The following is an 18,079-nucleotide window of genomic DNA, read 5'->3' as shown; positions in this document are numbered from 1 at the left end:
AGTGCGGCGTGAAAAGATCGAAAGGTTCCGAGCGCTTACTTCTGCAAAGCCGCAATCCTTCCAACACCCCTCATCCGTCTCGGCGCTGCGCGCCGATCCACCTTCTCCCACAAGGGGAGAAGGTCAGGCTCTACTTTATCGTCGTCCCATCCGCTCCAAACCGATAGGTCTTGGCCGGATCCGGCGTCGCATAGAGCGTGGCGCCCGGTTCGGCGTCATAGACACCGAATATCCGCACGGTGATCAGGCCGGCCTTCTCGCAGTCGAGATAAAGGTTGGTGTCGGCGCCGAGATGCTCGGCGTGCACCACCGTGCCCTTCCAGGCGCCTGATTTCGGATCGACCGTCAGATGTTCCGGGCGCACGCCGATGGTCTTGGCTGTCTCGCCAAGCCTGGCGCCGTCGATGAAGTTCATCTTCGGTGAGCCTATGAAGCCGGCGACGAACTCGTTTGCCGGCGAATTATACAGCTCCATCGGGCCGCCGATCTGCTCGATCCGGCCCGCATTGAGCACCACGATCTTGTCGGCCAGCGTCATCGCCTCGACCTGATCGTGGGTGACGTAGATCATCGTCGCCTTCAGCCGGCGGTGCAGCTGCGCGATTTCCAGCCGGGTGTTGACGCGGAGCGCCGCGTCGAGGTTCGACAGCGGCTCGTCGAACAGGAACAGCTTCGGCTCGCGCACCACGGCGCGGCCGATGGCGACGCGCTGGCGCTGGCCACCGGAGAGTTCGGCCGGCCGCCGCTCGAGATAGGGTTCCAGCGACAACATGGAGGAGGCGATGCCGATGCGGCGGTCGATCTCGGCGGCCGGCATGCTCGCCTGCTTGAGCCCAAGGCCCATATTGTTCTTCACCGTCAGATGCGGATAGAGCGCATAGGTCTGGAACACCATGGCGATGCCGCGTTTCGCGGGCGGCGTGACGGAGACGTCCTCGCCATCGATCAGCACGCGGCCCGAGGTCGAATCCTCCAGGCCTGCAATGACCCGTAGCAAGGTCGACTTGCCGCAGCCGGAGGGACCGACGAAGACGACGAATTCACCATCCGTCACTTCCAGATCGATACCTTTCAGCACCTCGACGGGCCCAAAGGCCTTCTTCACATTTTCGATCTTCAGCGAGCCCACGGCGATCCTCCAAATTCGTAAGCAGGCGCCAAGGCGCCGTAGAGCGCGACCCCTGCCGATAACTCCCTTGTCACAGCCTCACCGCCTTCCCGCTGCGTACGCTCTCGTCGGCCGCAAGGCAGACGGCGAGCGACTTGACCGCGTCGTCCATATGGCGGGTCAGGTCCAAATCTTCGCGGATGGCCTTCAGCACGAAGGCCTGTTCGAGATCGCAGAGGTCCTGGTGCCCAGGTTCGCCTGCCATCGACAGCATCTCGTCCGGCCTGGCGAATTTGCCGTCCGGTCCGGTCGCCGCGCTATGCAGGCGAATGGTCGAGGTCTTGGTGTGGGTGTCTATGTCGTCGGACTTCACGCCCTCCTTCATGACGATCGACACGCAGCCGTTCGGCGAGATGACGTCCTTCACGAAGAAGGCCGTCTCGGAAATCATAGGACCCCAGCCGGCCTCGTACCAGCCGACCGACCCGTCGTCGAACAGCACCTGCAGATGGCCGTAATTGTACATCGACGGCGCGACCTCTTGCGTCAGCCGCACGCCCATGCCGCGCACCTCGACCGGCCTGGCGTCGGTGATCTGCAGCATCACGTCGAGATAGTGGACGCCGCAGTCGACGATCGGCGAGGTCGTCTGCATCAATTGCTTGTGCGTCTCCCAGGTATGGCCAGAGGATTGCTGGTTGAGGTTCATACGGAATACGTAAGGGCCGCCGAGCTTGCGCGCCTCGGCGATCAGCCGGATCCAGGATGGGTGATGGCGCAGGATGTAGCCGATCACCAGTTTTTTGCCGTTGGCCTTGGCGGCCGCGACGACGCGCTCGGCGTCTGCCACCGTCGTTGCCAACGGCTTTTCGACGAAGACATGACAACCTGCCTCGAACGCCTTCACCGCATAGTCGGCATGGCTGTCCGAATAGGTGGCGATGCAGGCGACGTCAGGCTTCTCGTCACGCAACGCGTCATCGAAGGACCGCCTGATGCCATAGCCCGACAGCCCGTCCGGCAGCGGCACGTCGGACCGGTTGACCAGCGCGGCGATCTGAAAACCCGGATTGGTGTGATAGGCCAGCGCATGGCTGCGGCCCATATTGCCGAGGCCGGCGACGACGACGCGAAGGGGTGCAGTCATTGGATCAATTTGCCTTTTCTTGTGCGCGGGCCATGAGCAATACCATCACGCGAGGCTCGCATTCATTCGCGACCCGCAAAGCCGCTTCCTCGCTGTCACAGCGGGACAAAAGCCCAAAACCATGGGCATCGACCCCCTCCTTGATCGCTGAAAGCCTTTGATTATCCGGCAATGGATACTCCAGGTTGAGAGCTTGCATTAACGTCTTTGACCGCTCATCGCCCATTTGCGAATCCACTCGCCAACGGACGTGGCATTGGTGTTCTTTCGGCCGGCGCTCGGGCCCGAACCGCGTGAACCAGACAGCGGCGTTGAGATAGAACTGGGGTCCCCAGGCGGATTTCTGGAGGTTCAGCAAGCAGATCGTCTCCGGCCATTCCCGGTAGTAGTTCGTGGCGCGAGAGCCTCGAAATCCATATCGGCTTGCCGTCTCGGCCAGGGCTTGGACGATAATGTCTCGGCCCTCGCTCACTTGACGGCTCCGGAAGTAATGCCGCGGATCAGCTGCCGCGAGAAGATGACGTAGAGGATCAGCACCGGCAGGATCGCCAGCGACAGCGCCGCCAGGATGGCGTTCCAGTTGGTGACGAACTGGCCGAGGAAAAGCTGGGCGCCGAGCGTGACCGTCTTGGTCTCTTCCGATGGCGCCAGGATCAGCGGGAACCAGAGATCGTTCCAGATCGGTATCATGGTGAAGACGGCGACGGTCGCCATCGACGGCCGGACCAGCGGCACCACCAGGCGGAAGAAGATGGTGTATTCCGACAGGCCGTCGATGCGGCCGGCATTCTTCAGATCGTCGGACACCTGCTTCATGAATTCGGACAGGATGAAGACAGCCAGCGGCAGGCCTTGCGCGGTGTAGACCAGGATCAGCGCCGTCAGCGTGTTGACCAGTCCGCTCGCCACCATCAATTGCAGGATGGCGACGGTGGCAAGCCGGATCGGGATCATGATGCCGAGCGCCAGGTAGAGCCCCATCAGCGTGTTGCCGCGAAAGCGGTATTCCGACAGCGCGAACGCGGCCATGGCGCCGAACAGCAGCACGAAGAACAATGAGCCGACGGTGACGATGAGGCTGTTCTGGAAATAATGGAAGAAATCGCCCTGACCGATCACCGTGGTGTAGCCGATCAGGTCGAAGGTTTTCGGCGTCGGCGGCGTCAGCGGCGCGCCGAAAATGCCGGCGCGCGACTTGAACGAATTCATGATGACCAGGATCACCGGAAACAACGCGATCGCCGTATAGGTCAACAGGATCGCATGGGCGCCGATGGTGCGGGGCAGCGAACGGGTGGCGATGCTCATCTCATGCCCCTCAGAACTGGTAGCGACGCAGCCGCGTCTGGATGAGGAACAGGTAGACGCAGACACCACCGAGGATGATCAGGAACATGATGGTGGCGATTGTCGCGCCCATGTTGGGGTCGCCGACCTGCAGCTGGAAGCCGAAGAAGGCGCGGTAGAGGAAGGTGCCGAGAATATCGGTCGAATAGTTCGGTCCGGCTAACGCCCCTTGCGCGGTGTAGATCAGGTCGAAGGCGTTGAAATTGCCGACGAAGGTTAGGATCGAGATGATACCGATGGACGGCAGGATCAGCGGCAGCTTGATCTTCCAGAACTGCGACATGCCGGTAATCCCATCGCATTCGGCGGCCTCGAGCACCTCGTCGGGGATCGACAGCAGGGCGGCGTAGATAAGCATCATCGGGATGCCGATGAACTGCCACACCGAAACCAGGCTGAGCGCGGTCAGCGCGTATTGTTCCTTGCCGAGCCAGGGTGTGAACAGGCTTTTCAGCCCGACGAAATCCATGAGATGCGGCGCCACGCCCCACAGCGGTGACAGGATGAGCTTCCAGGCAAAGCCGACGATGACGAAGGACAGGATGGTCGGCACGAAGATCGCCGTGCGGTAGAAGGCCGAGAACCTGAGCCTTGGGCTGGACAGGAGGGCAGCCAGCAGCACGCCGATCGGATTCTGCACCAGCATGTGGATGATGAAGAACCAGACATTGTTTCTCAGCGCATTCCAGAAATTCACCGACCAGTTGGGGTCGCCGAACAGCGTGCGGAAATTGTCCAGTCCGACGAAGACCTGGTGCTGCTCGATATTACGGAACAGCGACAGCTGCAGCGTGCCGGCGAGCGGCAGGATCATGATCGCCGTATAGACGAGCACGGCCGGCGCCAGGAAGACGGCGATGTGCCAGCGAAACGGTCTTTTCGGTCGTATTTCCGCGGCCATGAGTTCGGTCCCCACCGATCAAGGGTCTAGAGCGGTTCAGCGTTTGATAGAATCGTTGACCGGCTCTAACTCTTTGTTCTTACACAATCCCGGACGGAAAACCGCTACGCATTTTTCCTGGAATTGCTCTAGGCAATACGTTCGACGGCAGCGCTGCCCTTCACCCTTACCCTCTCCCCGTAAAGGACGGGAGAGGGGGTCGCCAGCGTTGCGGCTCGTCCTTTCTCCCCGTCACTACGGGGAGAAGGTGCCGGCAGGCGGATGAGGGGCGGCGCCGTCGTTCGCAGTCGATGCTATCGGAAACAGCAGGGCCGCCCAGTTGGAACGGCCCTGCTCCGCTGCCTGAGCTCTTACTTCGCCGGATGATACCAGCTGTCGAGGCCGGTCTGCAGCTTCTTGGCCGCGGCTTCGGGCGTATCGGTGCCGTTGATGACGTTGGCCGATTCAACCCAGGTCTCGTTCTCGAGGTTCGGCGTGCCGCGCGACAGGATCTGGTAGGTCGAGCGGATCGTCGACTTGCACTTGCCGCGCCAGGAGACGAATTCCTGCGCCAGCGGATCCTGCATCTTCACCGGCGAGGAGTTCAGGCTGAAGAAGCCCGGCAGCGCGTTGGCGTAGATGGTGGCGAAATCCGGCGATGCCACCCAGGACAGGAAGGTCTTGGCCGCATCCGCGTGCTTGGAAGCCGCATTCAGGCCCATGCCGATATCGGTATGGTCCGAGATGTAGCAGGTGTCGCCAGCCTTTTCGACCGGCGGCGGGAAGGCGCCCATCTTGAACTGGGCCTGGGTGTTGAACAGGCCGATCTCCCACGAGCCGGCCGGGTAAATGGCGGCGCGGCCGAGCGTGAACAGGTTCTGGCTGTCCGGATAGGTCTGCGCCTCGAAGCCGTCGCCGAGATACGGCTTCCACTTGGCCAGTTCCTCGTAGGGAGCGACCCAGTCCTTGTCGGTCAATTTCTGATCGCCCTTGATCAGCGCCTTGCGGCCATCCTCGCCCTTCCAGTAGTTGGGGCCGATGTTCTGGTAGCCCATGGTCGCGGCTTCCCAGAGGTCCTTGGTGCCCATTGCCATCGGGATGTAGGTGCCGTCGGCCTTGATCTTGTCGAGCGCGGCGAAGAACTCGTCGCGGGTCGTCGGCACCTTGATGCCGAGCTTGTCGAAGGCGTCCTTGTTATAGATGAAGCCGTGGATGACAGAAGCCATCGGCACGCAGAAGCTCGACTTGCCGTCATCGGTCTGCCAGGCGGACTTGGCGACCGGGGAGAAATTATCCATGCCGGGCAGCGAGGACAGGTCGGCAAGGTTGCCCTTCTTGAACAATTCAAGCGACTTGTCGAACGGGCGGCAGGTGATCAGGTCGCCCGCCGAGCCGGCGGCGAGCTTGGCGCCGAGGGCTGCGTCATATTCGGTCGGCGCCGATGGCGCGAACACCACCTTGATGCCCGGATTCTTGGCTTCGAAGGCCGGGATCAGCTTGTCCTTCCAGATGGAGAGGTCGTCTCCGCGCCAGCTCTCGATGTTGAGCGTTACGTCCTCGGCGTGAGCCAATCCGGCCGAGCCGAGAATGCTGGTGCCCAGAAGCAGTGCCGTCAGTAGTTTCGTTGTCATGCTCAGTCTCCCTGTTGACCTTTTTCAGGTTCGGTTTTGATGAGAACCTAGGCTTTGGAGCCCTTGCTCCCCTCGATCGCCGAAAGGGCTGGCCGCAGCTTCTGGCCGGTCCCTTCCAGTATCTTCTGCGCCGCATCGGCGCTGTCGGCACCGGCGGCGAGCAGAATGGCTGTTTTGACGGCGCCGCCGCTCTCTTCGAGCAGCCGGGCCGCTTCGTCCCTGTCGCGCCCGCTGACGGCGGCGACGATGCGCGCCGCGCGGTCGCGCAGCTTGATGTTGTCGGCCGTGAGATTGACCATGTAACCGTCATGGACGTGGCCGAGATGGACGGCGGCCAAGGTAGACAGCATGTTGAGGGCGATCTTCTGCGCGGTGCCGGCACCCATGCGCGTCGAGCCGGCGATCACCTCAGGCGGCGTTTCGAGCAGGATGGCGGTTCCGGCCTGGCGAAGCAGCGCTGAATCACGATTGTTGGCAATGCCGATGGTCGCCGCACCCCGGCGGGCGGCTTCCTCGATGGCCCGCACCGCGTAGGGCGTCGTGCCGCTGGCGGAAAGGGCGATCAGGCAGTCACCCGCGCCGATGCCGGCATTGGCGACGGCCGTCGCGGCCTCCTCGGTATCATCCTCGGGCCCGCCGGCCAGCGTCCTGAAAGCCTCGTCGCCGCCAGCCACCAGGATGGCGATGCGGTCGCGCTGAATGCCGAAGGTGCCAGGCAGTTCCAAGGCGTCGGCCAGCGCCATCAGGCCCGAACTGCCGGCCGCGGCGTAGGCGAGCTTGCCGCCGCCGCTCAACCGGCCAGCGATGATCTCCGCCGCCTTGGCGATGGCGGGAATGGCGTCGCGGACAGCCTTCGCGGCTTCGACCTGCGCATCCGCCAGCGAAACAAGGATGGCTTCGGGGGCCTGGATATCCAGCCCTTCGGCATTCCTGTGCAGCGCTTCGGTGCCCGTTTCGGCCATCCCTGCTCCTCCAATGCAGGAACAATACCAAAAAAATACCACTTGTCCACATGCATTAGTGGCTTCGCGGTCAGGAATTCGATGAGCCGGCGAAATGTGTAGGCTTTTCAATAAAATACGCCTTAATCTTTTTGAAACGGAAATTAATCCTTGGCTATTGGTATTTTATTGGTATTATCCGCCCGGAGGAGAAATCGCGTGAATTTCGTGCTCGGTATCGATGGCGGCGGCACCAGCTGCAGGGCCGCCCTTGCAACAGTGGACGGCACCGTCGTCGGCCGCGCCAAAAGCGGCGCCGCCAACATCCGCACCGACCTCACGGGCGCCCGGTCGAACATCGTCGAAGCCGCGCGGCAGGCATTCATCGCCGCCGGCCAGGATCCGGACCTGATCCCACGGACGCCAGCCATTCTCGGCCTTGCCGGCGCCAATGTCGGCACCTACCGGCAACAGCTCGAGGCGATCCTGCCATTCAGCACCAGCCGCGTCGAGACCGACGCGGAGATCGCGCTGGAGGGCGCCGTCGGCTCTGGTGACGGGGCGATGGCGATCCTGGGCACCGGCACCGCCTATATGGCGCGCAGGAACGGCAAATCGCGCGCCATCGGCGGCTGGGGCTTCCAGGTCGGCGACCAGGGCAGCGGCGCCCGCATCGGCCGCGACCTCCTGGAACAGACGCTGCTGGCCTATGACGGTGTACGCGACCGCTCGCCGCTGACCGACGCCATGATGGCCATCTTCCGCGACAATCCCGAAGACGTCGTCGAATTCACCACCAACGCCAAGCCCGGCGATTTTGGCGGCTTCGCGCCCAAGGTGTTCGAACATGCCGGGAAGGGCGACGCCGTCGCCAACTGGATCGTCGACAAGGCGGTCGGCGATGTCGAGGCTTCGCTCGGCGCGCTCGGCCTTTCGGACGACGCGCCGCTCTGCCTGCTTGGCGGGCTGGCGCCGCTCTACGCGCCGCGCCTGTCGGCGCGCTACAAGGCGCTGCTGAGAGAGCCGCTCGATGATGCGCTGGGCGGTGCGGTGCAGATGGCGGCCCGCCTGTTCGCCAGGACGGAGGCGGCTCGATGAACGACGCCGCGGACCAGATCTTCGCCGCGCTGAAGCAATCGTCGCAAAGCGGCGCGCCGCTTTACCTGCAGCTCAGGAAAAGCATCGAGGACGCCGTCAACCGCGGCCTGATCGGGCCGGGCGACGCGCTGCCTTCGGAGCGCGACATCGCCACCAAGGCCGACATTTCCCGCGTCACCGTGCGCAAGGCGGTGCAGGATCTGGTCAAGGGCGGCATTCTGGTCCAGCGCCACGGTTCCGGCACTTTCGTGGCGCCGCGCATGGAGCGCGTCGAGCAGTCGCTGTCGCGGCTGACCTCCTTTACCGAAGACATGGCGCGGCGCGGCATGGCGGTGCGTTCGGCATGGCTCGACCGTGGCCTTTACGCGCCTTCGCCCGACGAGATGATGGTGCTCGGCCTGTCGTCGAGCGAGCTCGTGGCGCGCGTGGCGCGCCTGCGCATCGCCAACGACACGCCGCTGGCGATCGAACGCGCCTCGCTGTCGGCCAGCGTGCTGCCCGACCCGGCGGGGATAGGCTCCTCGCTCTATGCTGCACTGGAATTGACCGGCAACAGGCCGGTGCGGGCGGTGCAGCGCATCTCGGCCGCCAATCTCGGTGACGGCGACGCGCGGCTGCTCGAAGTGCCGCCGGGCATTGCCGGCCTGCATATCGAGCGTATTTCCTATCTGGCGAGCGGCAAGGTGATCGAATTCACCCGCTCCATCTACCGGGGCGACGCCTATGATTTCGTCGCCGAACTGCGGCTGACAGGGCCGAGCGAAGAGGGCCGACCATGATTTCCAACACCACACATATGCAGCGCGAGATCGAAGAGATCCCGCAAGCCGTCGCCCGCCTGCTCGATGGCTCCGGCGCCGTGCTCGCCGAAGCCGGGCGCGGCATCAGGGAACGCGACCCGCAGTTCGTCGTCACCGTGGCGCGCGGTTCGTCCGACCATGCCGCCACTTTCATGAAATACGCCGTCGAGCTGACCGCGGGCCTTGCCGTCGCCTCGGTCGGCCCCTCGATCGCTTCGATCTATGGCCGCAAGCTGCGTCTCGGCGGCTCCGCATGCCTGGCGATCTCGCAATCGGGCAAGAGCCCCGACATCGTCGCCATGGCCGAAACCGCACGGGCCGGCGGCGCGCTGACCATCGCCGTCACCAACACCGCCGAGTCGCCGCTGGCGCGCGCCTCGGACTATGCGATCGACATCCTGGCCGGGCCCGAGCGCAGCGTCGCGGCAACCAAGACCTTCGTCAACTCCGCGGTCGCCGGCCTCGCCTTGATGGCGCACTCCACCGGCGACGAAACGCTTCTCAAGGCTCTTGCCCGCTTGCCGGACCATTTCCGCGACGCGATCGCCTGCGACTGGATGAGCGTGTTGGCCGAAACCATCGAGAAGCAGAAGTCGCTGTTCATTCTCGGCCGCGGCCCGTCCGCGGCGATGGCCAACGAGGCGGCGCTGAAATTCAAGGAGACCTGCGGCATGCATGCCGAGGCCTATAGCGCGGCCGAAGTCATGCATGGCCCGCTGGCGCTGATCGGTCCCGACTTTCCGGTGCTGGCGCTGGCCGCGCGCGATGCGTCCGAGCCCTCCATCGCCGAAGCCGCCGACGGCCTGGCGGCCAAGGGAGCGCCGGTGTTCGTCACCTCCGCGCTTGCCAATAGCGCCACGCGCCTGCCGCATGTCGCCACCGGTCACCCGCTGACCGATCCACTGACGCTGATCGTCTCCTTCTACGTGTTCGTGGAGGCTTTCGCCCGTCATCGCGGCCTCGATCCGGACACGCCGCGCAATCTTCGCAAGGTGACGGAGACCGTATGAGCGACCGTTTTGCCTTGACTGGCGCCCGCATTTTCGATGGCGACGACTGGCATGAAGGCGCGGCGCTTGTCGTGCGCGACGGTCTCGTCGAATCCATCCTGCGCCAAGGCGCCCTGCCCGCCGATATCCGCACCATCGACACTGGCGGCGGCATGCTGGTGCCGGGCTTTGTCGACATCCAGGTCAATGGCGGCGGTGGCGTCATGCTCAACGACCACCCCGATGTGGCCTCGATCGGAACCATCTGCCGGGCGCACGCGCCGTTCGGCACGACGGCGCTGCTGCCGACGCTGATCACCGACACGCCAGCAATCACCGCCGCCGCGATTGCCGCCGGCGAAGCGGCCGCGCGGCAAGAAGTGCCGGGCTTCCTCGGGCTGCATCTCGAAGGCCCGCATCTGTCGATCGCCCGCAAGGGCGCGCATGATCCGGCGTTGATCCGGCCGATGACCGACGCCGACCAGGCGTTGCTGATCGCGGCGCGGCAGAAGCTGCCGGTGCTGCTCACCACGATCGCGCCGGAATCCGTCGATCCGACCCGCGTTACGGTATTGGCCCGGGCAGGCATCATCGTCAGCCTCGGCCATTCCGACACCGGTTATGTAACCGCAAGAGCCTTTGCCGAAGCCGGCGCCAGCGTGGTCACCCATCTGTTCAACGCGATGAGCCAGATCGGCAACCGCGAGCCCGGGCTGGCGGGCGCGGCCATCGACATCGACACATTGTCCGCCGGGCTCATCGCCGACGGGATCCATGTCCATCCCGCGACGATCAGGATCGCGCTCGATGCCAAGCAGGGGCCTGGCAGAATCGTGCTGGTTACCGACGCGATGGCGACGATCGGCACGGACATGACCTCGTTCACGCTCAATGGCCGGACCATCTACCGCAAGGACGGCAGCCTGCGGCTCGCCGACGGGACGCTGGCGGGCGCGGACCTCGACATGATCTCGGCCGTGCGTTTCATGCACAGCGTCGTCGGTGTCGAGCTCGCGCAAGCCTTGCGCATGGCCTCGCTGTACCCGGCGCAGGCGATCGGCCAGTCGCATCGGCTCGGCCGCCTTGCCAACGGCACGGCGGCGGATATCGTCGCGCTGTCGGACGATCTTGACATAGGAAGCGTCTGGATCGGCGGCGACAAGGTGTTCGAGGCCGGCGCTTCCCGCTGAAGGCGAGGCCATGCAGACAATCGATTGTGTCGTCGCCGGAGCAGGCGTGGTCGGGCTTGCCGTTGCCAGGGCGATCGCCTTGTCGGGCCGCGAGGTGGTGGTGGTCGAGCAGGCCGACGCGATCGGCACCGTCACCAGCTCGCGCAATTCCGAAGTCATCCATGCCGGGCTTTATTATGCTCCGGGAAGCTTGAAGGCCCGGCTCTGTGTCGAAGGGCGCCGACGGCTCTACGCCTACTGCGCCGACCACAACATCGCCCATGCCCGCAGCGGCAAGCTGATCGTTGCCAGCGAGCCCGGCCAGACTGACGGATTGCGGGCGATCCAGGATAATGCGCGGCGCTGCGGGGTGGACGATCTCGAGCTTTTGACGCGCGGCGAGGCCGAAAGCCTGGAACCGGCGCTGACATGCGCCGGCGCATTGCTGTCGCCATCGACAGGCATTGTCGACAGCCACGCGCTGATGCTGTCGCTGGGCGGCGACGCCGAAGCGGCTGGCGCATCCTTCGCCTTCCTGACCGCCGTTGCCGGAGCCACGATCGAGGCCGATGGGATCCGGATCGACACGCGCGACGCCAAGGGCGAGACCTTCGCCTTGAAGGCCGATGCCTTCATCAATGCCGCGGGCCTCGACGCACAGGCCGTGGCCGGCCGGATCGATGGCTTCCCGAGGGATCTCATCCCCCGGCAGTGGCTGGCACGCGGGAATTATTTCGCCCTTCCAGGCCAGTCGCCCTTTTCGCGGCTGATCTATCCGCTTCCGGCCGGAGGTGGCCTTGGCGTCCATCTGACGCTCGATCTCGGCGGCAGTGCGCGCTTCGGACCCGACGTCGAGTGGATCGACCATGTGGATTACACGGTCGATCCGGGCCGAAGCGCCGTCTTCTACGAGGCGATCCGGCGCTATTGGCCCGCCCTTGGCGATGGCGCGCTGCAGCCGGCCTATGCCGGCATCAGGCCGAAGCTGTCGGGCCCCGGTCAACCCGCCGCCGACTTCGTGGTGCAGGGACCGTCCGATCATCGCGCGGGCCGGATCGTCAATCTGTTCGGCATAGAGAGCCCCGGCCTGACGGCAAGCCTGGCGATCGCCGACCATGTCGCCGGGCTGCTGTACCGGGAATGACAAGCGCTGTCGGGATTTGTCATCTCGAACAAACGCCATGAAACCTTTTGATTTCGAGGTCGTTGTCGGGCGTATGTCCGAGGCGAGACCCAAATCCAAACCGGCCGATGGCATCAAACCGCGCGAGCCCTTGAAGCCGCGTCGGGGAAAGCCACGACGCCAGAAGCCGCGCGACGAGAGGACGGGCGAAGAGAAGCCGCGCGAAAAAGAGCCCCGTGACAAGAAGGTGTCTACCGCCGAAGCGGCGTCCGAGGTTGTCGGCGTCGCCGCGCCCCCACCGCCGGATGCCGTCGAACCCGATCCGGAACTAACGCCCGAGGAGGCGGCTCGGGCGCGCAAGAAATACCTGCTGAGGCGATTCTGGATCAGCGGGCGCGGCTATTGGGGACGGCACGGCGACAGGCTCGCCTGGCCGCTGACGATCGGGCTGCTGGTCCTGATCGGTGTCAATGTCGGCTTCCAATACGGCATCAATGTCTGGAACCGCGCCATCTTCGACGCCATCGAGCAGCGCCAGGCCCATACGGTATACTTTCTCAGCGCCATTTTCCTGCCGCTCGTGGCGGGCAGCATCGGCCTCGTCGTCGCGCAGGTCTATCTGCGCATGACGATGCAGCGCCGCTGGCGCTCCTGGCTGACCACTTCGGTCATCGCGCGCTGGCTGGATCACGGCCGCTACTACCAGCTCAACCTCGTCAAGGGCGACCACCAGAACCCCGAGGCCCGCCTGTCGGAGGATCTGCGCGTCGCAACCGAGTCGCCCGTCGATTTCGTCGCCGGGGTCACTTCCGCCTTCCTGTCAGCCTCGACCTTCATCGTGGTGCTGTGGACGATCGGCGGGGCGCTGAGTTTTTCGCTTGGCGGCTCGACCATCACCGTGCCCGGCTTCCTCGTCATCACCGCAGTGGTCTACGCCGCGATCACCTCCACCTCGATGTTCATCATCGGCCGCAATTTCGTGCGGCTGTCGGAGGAGAAGAACCAGGCCGAAGCCGAATTCCGCTATGTGCTGACGCGTGTGCGCGAGAACGGCGAGAGCATCGCGTTGCTGGGGGGCGAGGAAGAGGAGAACAGCGGCATAGACAAGACCTTCGCCGGCGTGCTGAAGCGATGGGCGCGGCTGACCGGCCAGCATATGCGCACCGCACTGGTCTCGCAGGGCTCGAGCCTGTTCGCCCCTGTCGTGCCGGTGCTGCTGTGCGCGCCAAAATTCCTCGAAGGCTCAATGTCGCTCGGGCAGGTGATGCAGGCGGCTTCCGCCTTCGCCATCGTGCAGGGCGCTTTCGGATGGCTGGTCGACAACTACCCGCGCCTTGCCGACTGGAATGCCTCGGCCCACCGCATCGCCTCCCTGATGATGTCGCTCGACGGGCTCGAGCGCGCCGAGCAGAACGACGAACTGGGGCGCATCAAGCATGGCGAGACCAAGGGCGATGCGATGCTCAGCCTCGACAATCTCTGCGTGACGCTCGACGATGGCACCTCCGTGGTCAAGGAAACCGAAGTGGTGGTCGAACCGGGCGAGCGGGTTCTGGTGTCCGGCGAATCCGGCTCGGGCAAGTCGACGCTGGTGCGGGCGATCGCCGGCCTGTGGCCATGGGGCAGCGGCAGCGTCAATTTCCACCCCGACCGGCGGCTGTTCATGCTGCCGCAGCGCCCCTACATCCCGACCGGTACGCTGCGCCGCGCGGTCGCCTATCCCGCCGCCGCCGACAACTGGGCGGCAAAGCAGATCAAGGCCGCCCTCGACAAGGTTGGCCTGGGCTACCTGGCCGAACGGCTCGAGGAAGAAGCCCCATGGGACCAGACCCTGTCTGGCGGTGAAAGGCAGCGGGTCGCCTTCGCGCGCCTCTTGCTGCACAGCCCCGATATCGTCGTGCTGGACGAGGCGACCTCGGCGCTGGACGAAAAGAGCCAGGACCAGATGATGAAGACGGTGATCCACGAATTGCCCGATGTCACCATCATCAGCGTGGCGCACCGCGCCGAGCTCGAAGCCTTCCACACCCGCAAGATCACCCTGGAACGGCGAGAGGACGGCGCAAAACTGGTCAGCGACATCGACCTTGCGCCGCGCAATCGCAAACGCAGCCTGTTCCAGCGTGCCTTGTGGGGCTCCGGTGCCGGAAGTAAGGTGCGGCTATCCTGGCGATCCCAGAAAAAGTGAAGCGGTTTCGGTGACGCGCTTCAGGATGCGTAGAGGTCCTTATAGGCATCGCGCAAAAGATTCTTCTGCACCTTGCCCATCGTGTTGCGCGGCAATTCGTCGACGAAGATCACCCGCTTCGGGTGCTTGTATTTTGCCAGGCGCCCGGCGATGGCGCCAAGGATTTCGGCTCCAGTGATCCGCGACCCCGGCGTCCGGACCACGACCGCGGTGACGCCTTCGCCGAAGTCGGGATGGGCAATGCCGATGACCGCGCTTTCCGCGACCCCGTCGAGCGCGTCGATCTCGCTTTCGAGTTCCTTCGGGTAGATGTTGTAGCCGCCGGAAATGATCAGGTCCTTGCCGCGGCCGACAATGTGGACATAGCCGTCGGCGTCGACCATGCCGAGATCGCCGGTGATGAAGAAACCGTCGGCGCGGAATTCCGCCTTGGTCTTTTCCGGCATGCGCCAGTAGCCGGAAAACACGTTCGGACCCTTCACCTCGATCATGCCGACCTCGCCCTGGGCAAGCGGCCTGGCGGTGTCGGGATCGGCTATACGAAGCGCGGTGCCAGGCAAGGGGAAGCCGACCGTGCCGGCGCGCCGTTCCCCATCATAAGGGTTGGAGGTGTTCATGTTGGTCTCGGTCATGCCGTAACGTTCGAGGATGGCGTGGCCGGTGCGCTCGCGCCAGGCCCTGTGCGTCTCGGCCAGCAGCGGCGCCGAGCCGGACACGAACAGGCGAATGTTCTTCGCTGCCTGGCGGTCCAGCCCGTCCTGCTGCAGCAGCCTGGTGTAGAAGGTCGGCACGCCCATCAGCGCCGTGGCGCGCGGCAGCAGCGAGACGATGCGGGCCGGATCGAATTTCTGTTCGAACAGCATCGAGGCGCCGGCCATCAGGATGACGTTGGTGGCTACGAACAGGCCATGGGTATGGAAGATCGGCAGCGCGTGGATCAGCACGTCGCCTGATGTGAACCGCCATTGCTCGACCAGCACCCGCGCGTTCGAGGCGAGGTTCCCGTGGCTGAGCATGGCGCCTTTCGAACGGCCCGTCGTTCCGGATGTGTAGAGGATCGCCGCGAGATCGTCCTTGCCGCGCTGGACGTCATGGAAATCAGACGATTGCCGCGATGCCTGGTCCGTCAGCGATCCCTGGCCGTTGCGGTCGAGCGTGACGACGACGGCACCGGATGGCTCGACCATGCGCGCGATGTCAGCCGACTTCGCCGGATCGCAGACAATAACCCGCGGCGCGGCATCATCGAAGAAGTAGCCGAGCTCGGTCAGCGTATAGGCGGTGTTGAGCGGCAGGAAAACGGCGCCGGCGCGCACACAGGCGAGATAGAGCAGCACCGCCTCCGGGCTCTTCTCGACCTGTACGGCGACGCGGTCGCCGGGCTCGACATCCAGTTGCAGGAGCGCATGCGCGAGCTGTGCCGACCGCGCCAGCATGTCGCCATAGGTCAGCGATCGCCCATCGTCGGTTTCCATCAGCAAACGATCGGGCGCCGGCATCCGGGACCGGAACGCGTCGAACAGATGATTGCTCATGAAGTCTTCCTGCAGCGAGGGCAATGGCGGCGCCGGGCTTGCCCATGGAAAGGCATGCGTCGGCGGCAAAGAGTTCGCGTTTCCCAGCCATGCCGTCAAGACCGCGAACGCGGGTCCAGCAAACCGGATCGCGGCAAAGGTCGCGGCGATGAGACGCGAAAGGACCCGGCCGTTACCGTCTGGTGCGGTGGGGCGGGGTGGCGGCCTTTGAATCCCCGGCTTGCTTGAAGCGTTCCATGCACATGGCCGTGGTCAGCTGGTACTGATCGATCAGGGCCTGAACGGCACCGTCGGCATTGCCGTCCAGCGCGCATTCGGCGATCAGCCGGTGTTCGGCAAAGTCGTCGCGCTGAACGCTCTCGCCATCATTGGCCATTTGCCGATAGCGGTAGGCGTGATCGGAAAGCTGATCGCAGAAGCTCACCAGCCAGTGCGACCGGCAGGCCGAGATCAGCACCCGATGGAAGGTTCGGTGCAACTTCTCCCAATCCGGATCGAGCGAGGAGAGATCCTGCGGCGAAAGACGCGACGCCCGCCCCAGGCGATGCAGCGCCAGCACCAGCTGCTCTTCCCATTCGGCGGTGCGATGGGCAACGGATTCACGAAGCGCCCGTTCCTCGAGCCAGCAGCGGGTGCGCGTCAGCTCCTCGAGCTCCGCCGCGCTGATCGGCATGATGAAGAAACCGCGCTGGTCGTGGCGGCCGAGCAGCCCTTCGGAGGCAAGGCGATTTAGGGCCTCACGGACCGGAGAGGCACCGGCACCATATCTGGAGACAACCCACTCGACCCGTAGCTTGCTTTCGGTTTCCAGGTTGCCTGCGAGAAGATCGTCACGAAGTTGATGATAGACCGTGCTGGCAAGCGTGCTCTTGGATCCTGTGCTGTCGTCGTTCAGGTTGGCAGCGCCATATGTCAAAAGCGACTCCTTGTCCCCCAACTCTTGTCTTGGGCAATTCGAGTCCGAAAAACATTTCCCCTTCCGTACATGTACCATACAGCGCCGGCCTCCGGGCGCTCAAGCAGAGGATAGCGTTATTGTACTTAAGAACAAAGAAATATGTCCCCAACCGCCGCTGATCACGCGAATTTGTGAAGCCGTACAACCAGTAGAAAATTAGCCTGTTTTGTATGCACGCGGAATCATCTGGTGCTTGTGTACCCATGCGATCACCTTTTCTGCCGCGCGCAAAGGACACCGGCAATGCAGCCGAACCATGCCTCCCGTCCGGCCCGGCGATTCGGCAGCAGGCCCTCGACCCATCGTGCCCGCGCGAGCCCTTGGCGCCGGTTCCGCGTCTGATGGAACGCGTCGACCCGCTCCAAGCCTTGGTGCCATGCAATTCCGGACGGAAAACCGCTATGCACATTCCAAGAATGGCTCTCGCCGGCCTGCTGGAATTAAACGGCGCAACCCGTGACGTGTCAGCCGGCGGCCTTGTCGGCCGCTGCCCTGATCGCCTCGATATTGGCGCGATAGGCTTCGACGCTGCCGCCCTTGAAGATGGCGGCGCCGGCGACCAGCACGTCGGCGCCGGCGGCGGTGACCAAGGGGGCCGTTTCCGGCGAAACACCGCCGTCGATCTCGATGCGGATCGGCCGGTCGCCGATCAGCGCCTTGACCCGTCTCACCTTGTCGACGATCCCCGGGATGAAGGCCTGGCCACCGAAGCCCGGATTGACGGTCATGATCAGGATCAGATCGAGCCGGTCGAGTACATATTCGACAGCACTTTCCGGCGTCGCCGGATTGAGCGACACACCGGCCTTCTTGCCGAGATTCCTGATGGTCTGCAATGAGCGGTCGAGATGCGGCCCGGCCTCGGCATGCACCGTCATGCCGTCGCAGCCGGCCTCGGCGAAGGCGGCGAGATAGGGATCGGCAGGCGCGATCATCAGGTGGCAGTCGAAAAAGGCCTTGGTGCGGGCGCGGATCGCCTTGATCACCGGCGGCCCGAAGGTGATGTTGGGCACGAAATGTCCGTCCATCACGTCAAGGTGGATCCAGTCGGCGCCAGCAGCCGCCACGGCCTCGACCTCGTCGCCGAGCCTCGAAAAGTCCGAAGCCAGCACCGAAGGGGCGATCAGGGTTTTTTTGCTCATCTCGCGGCCTTTCCGGGCGCCCT

16 protein-coding genes are annotated in these 18,079 nt (G+C 64.3%); 6 read left to right on the top strand and 10 right to left on the bottom strand.

The genetic code is table 11. The features are described 5' to 3' along the window. Positions 1-130: 130 nt before the first annotated feature. The 7 genes from FJ958_RS25690 to FJ958_RS25660 all read right to left on the bottom strand — a co-directional run bounded on the left by FJ958_RS25690 (position 131) and on the right by FJ958_RS25660 (position 7,075). Entirely contained in the window at positions 131-1,129 is a 999-nt protein-coding gene (locus tag FJ958_RS25690) for an ABC transporter ATP-binding protein (RefSeq protein WP_140746934.1), read from the bottom strand. 70 nt (positions 1,130-1,199) lie between these two features. Beyond that, the gene (locus FJ958_RS25685) at positions 1,200-2,255 is read right to left on the bottom strand and encodes a Gfo/Idh/MocA family oxidoreductase (protein WP_140746931.1); all 1,056 of its coding nucleotides are present in this window, start codon (positions 2,253-2,255) and stop codon (positions 1,200-1,202) included. A gap of 4 nt (positions 2,256-2,259) precedes the next feature. Continuing rightward, the gene (locus tag FJ958_RS25680; RefSeq protein ID WP_140746928.1) at positions 2,260-2,727 is read right to left on the bottom strand and encodes a DUF4304 domain-containing protein; all 468 of its coding nucleotides are present in this window, start codon (positions 2,725-2,727) and stop codon (positions 2,260-2,262) included. Continuing rightward, positions 2,724-3,563, bottom strand: coding sequence for a carbohydrate ABC transporter permease (locus tag FJ958_RS25675; protein ID WP_140746925.1), 840 nt, complete (start codon positions 3,561-3,563; stop codon positions 2,724-2,726). Before FJ958_RS25675 ends, FJ958_RS25680 begins: the two co-directional genes overlap by 4 nt. A gap of 10 nt (positions 3,564-3,573) precedes the next feature. Continuing rightward, complete coding sequence (locus tag FJ958_RS25670) at positions 3,574-4,503, bottom strand: sugar ABC transporter permease (protein WP_140612555.1); 930 nt, start codon at positions 4,501-4,503, stop codon at positions 3,574-3,576. Positions 4,504-4,853: 350 nt separating this feature from the next. Continuing rightward, positions 4,854-6,113, bottom strand: coding sequence for an ABC transporter substrate-binding protein (locus FJ958_RS25665; RefSeq protein WP_140746922.1), 1,260 nt, complete (start codon positions 6,111-6,113; stop codon positions 4,854-4,856). A 47-nt stretch (positions 6,114-6,160) separates the two neighbouring features. After that, a complete protein-coding gene (locus FJ958_RS25660; protein WP_140746919.1) occupies positions 6,161-7,075 on the bottom strand; it encodes an N-acetylmuramic acid 6-phosphate etherase in 915 nt (304 codons plus the stop codon). Between the two features lie 198 nt (positions 7,076-7,273). Between FJ958_RS25660 and FJ958_RS25655 the strand changes: the two genes are divergently transcribed. The 6 genes from FJ958_RS25655 to FJ958_RS25630 all read left to right on the top strand — a co-directional run bounded on the left by FJ958_RS25655 (position 7,274) and on the right by FJ958_RS25630 (position 14,421). Beyond that, positions 7,274-8,152 carry an N-acetylglucosamine kinase gene (locus tag FJ958_RS25655; protein WP_140746916.1) on the top strand — a complete coding sequence of 293 codons (879 nt, stop codon included), beginning with the start codon at positions 7,274-7,276 and terminating at the stop codon, positions 8,150-8,152. Then, entirely contained in the window at positions 8,149-8,931 is a 783-nt protein-coding gene (locus FJ958_RS25650; RefSeq protein WP_140612565.1) for a GntR family transcriptional regulator, read from the top strand. The genes FJ958_RS25655 and FJ958_RS25650 overlap by 4 nt, the downstream gene beginning before the upstream one ends. Continuing rightward, positions 8,928-9,962 (top strand): SIS domain-containing protein, encoded by a 1,035-nt coding sequence (locus FJ958_RS25645; protein WP_140746913.1) that lies wholly within the window; start codon positions 8,928-8,930, stop codon positions 9,960-9,962. Before FJ958_RS25650 ends, FJ958_RS25645 begins: the two co-directional genes overlap by 4 nt. Beyond that, positions 9,959-11,131 (top strand): N-acetylglucosamine-6-phosphate deacetylase, encoded by a 1,173-nt coding sequence (gene nagA / locus FJ958_RS25640; protein WP_140746910.1) that lies wholly within the window; start codon positions 9,959-9,961, stop codon positions 11,129-11,131. The genes FJ958_RS25645 and nagA overlap by 4 nt, the downstream gene beginning before the upstream one ends. A gap of 10 nt (positions 11,132-11,141) precedes the next feature. After that, entirely contained in the window at positions 11,142-12,254 is a 1,113-nt protein-coding gene (locus FJ958_RS25635; protein ID WP_140746907.1) for an NAD(P)/FAD-dependent oxidoreductase, read from the top strand. A 73-nt stretch (positions 12,255-12,327) separates the two neighbouring features. Next, positions 12,328-14,421: an ABC transporter ATP-binding protein/permease gene (locus tag FJ958_RS25630; RefSeq protein WP_140746940.1), complete on the top strand. Its 2,094-nt coding sequence runs from the start codon at positions 12,328-12,330 to the stop codon at positions 14,419-14,421. A gap of 20 nt (positions 14,422-14,441) precedes the next feature. Here the strand turns inward: FJ958_RS25630 and FJ958_RS25625 are convergent, their stop codons facing one another. The 3 genes from FJ958_RS25625 to rpe form a co-directional block, all read right to left on the bottom strand. Next, entirely contained in the window at positions 14,442-15,956 is a 1,515-nt protein-coding gene (locus FJ958_RS25625) for a malonyl-CoA synthase (protein ID WP_140746904.1), read from the bottom strand. A gap of 172 nt (positions 15,957-16,128) precedes the next feature. After that, entirely contained in the window at positions 16,129-16,872 is a 744-nt protein-coding gene (locus FJ958_RS25620) for a GntR family transcriptional regulator (RefSeq protein ID WP_140746901.1), read from the bottom strand. Positions 16,873-17,378: 506 nt separating this feature from the next. Further along, positions 17,379-18,056, bottom strand: coding sequence for a ribulose-phosphate 3-epimerase (gene rpe, locus FJ958_RS25615; protein ID WP_140746898.1), 678 nt, complete (start codon positions 18,054-18,056; stop codon positions 17,379-17,381). Between the last annotated feature and the right edge of the window lie 23 nt (positions 18,057-18,079).

The organism is Mesorhizobium sp. B2-3-5 (assembly GCF_006442395.1).
Lineage (GTDB): Bacteria > Pseudomonadota > Alphaproteobacteria > Rhizobiales > Rhizobiaceae > Mesorhizobium.
This window is presented reverse-complemented; position numbering and strand designations above follow the sequence as displayed.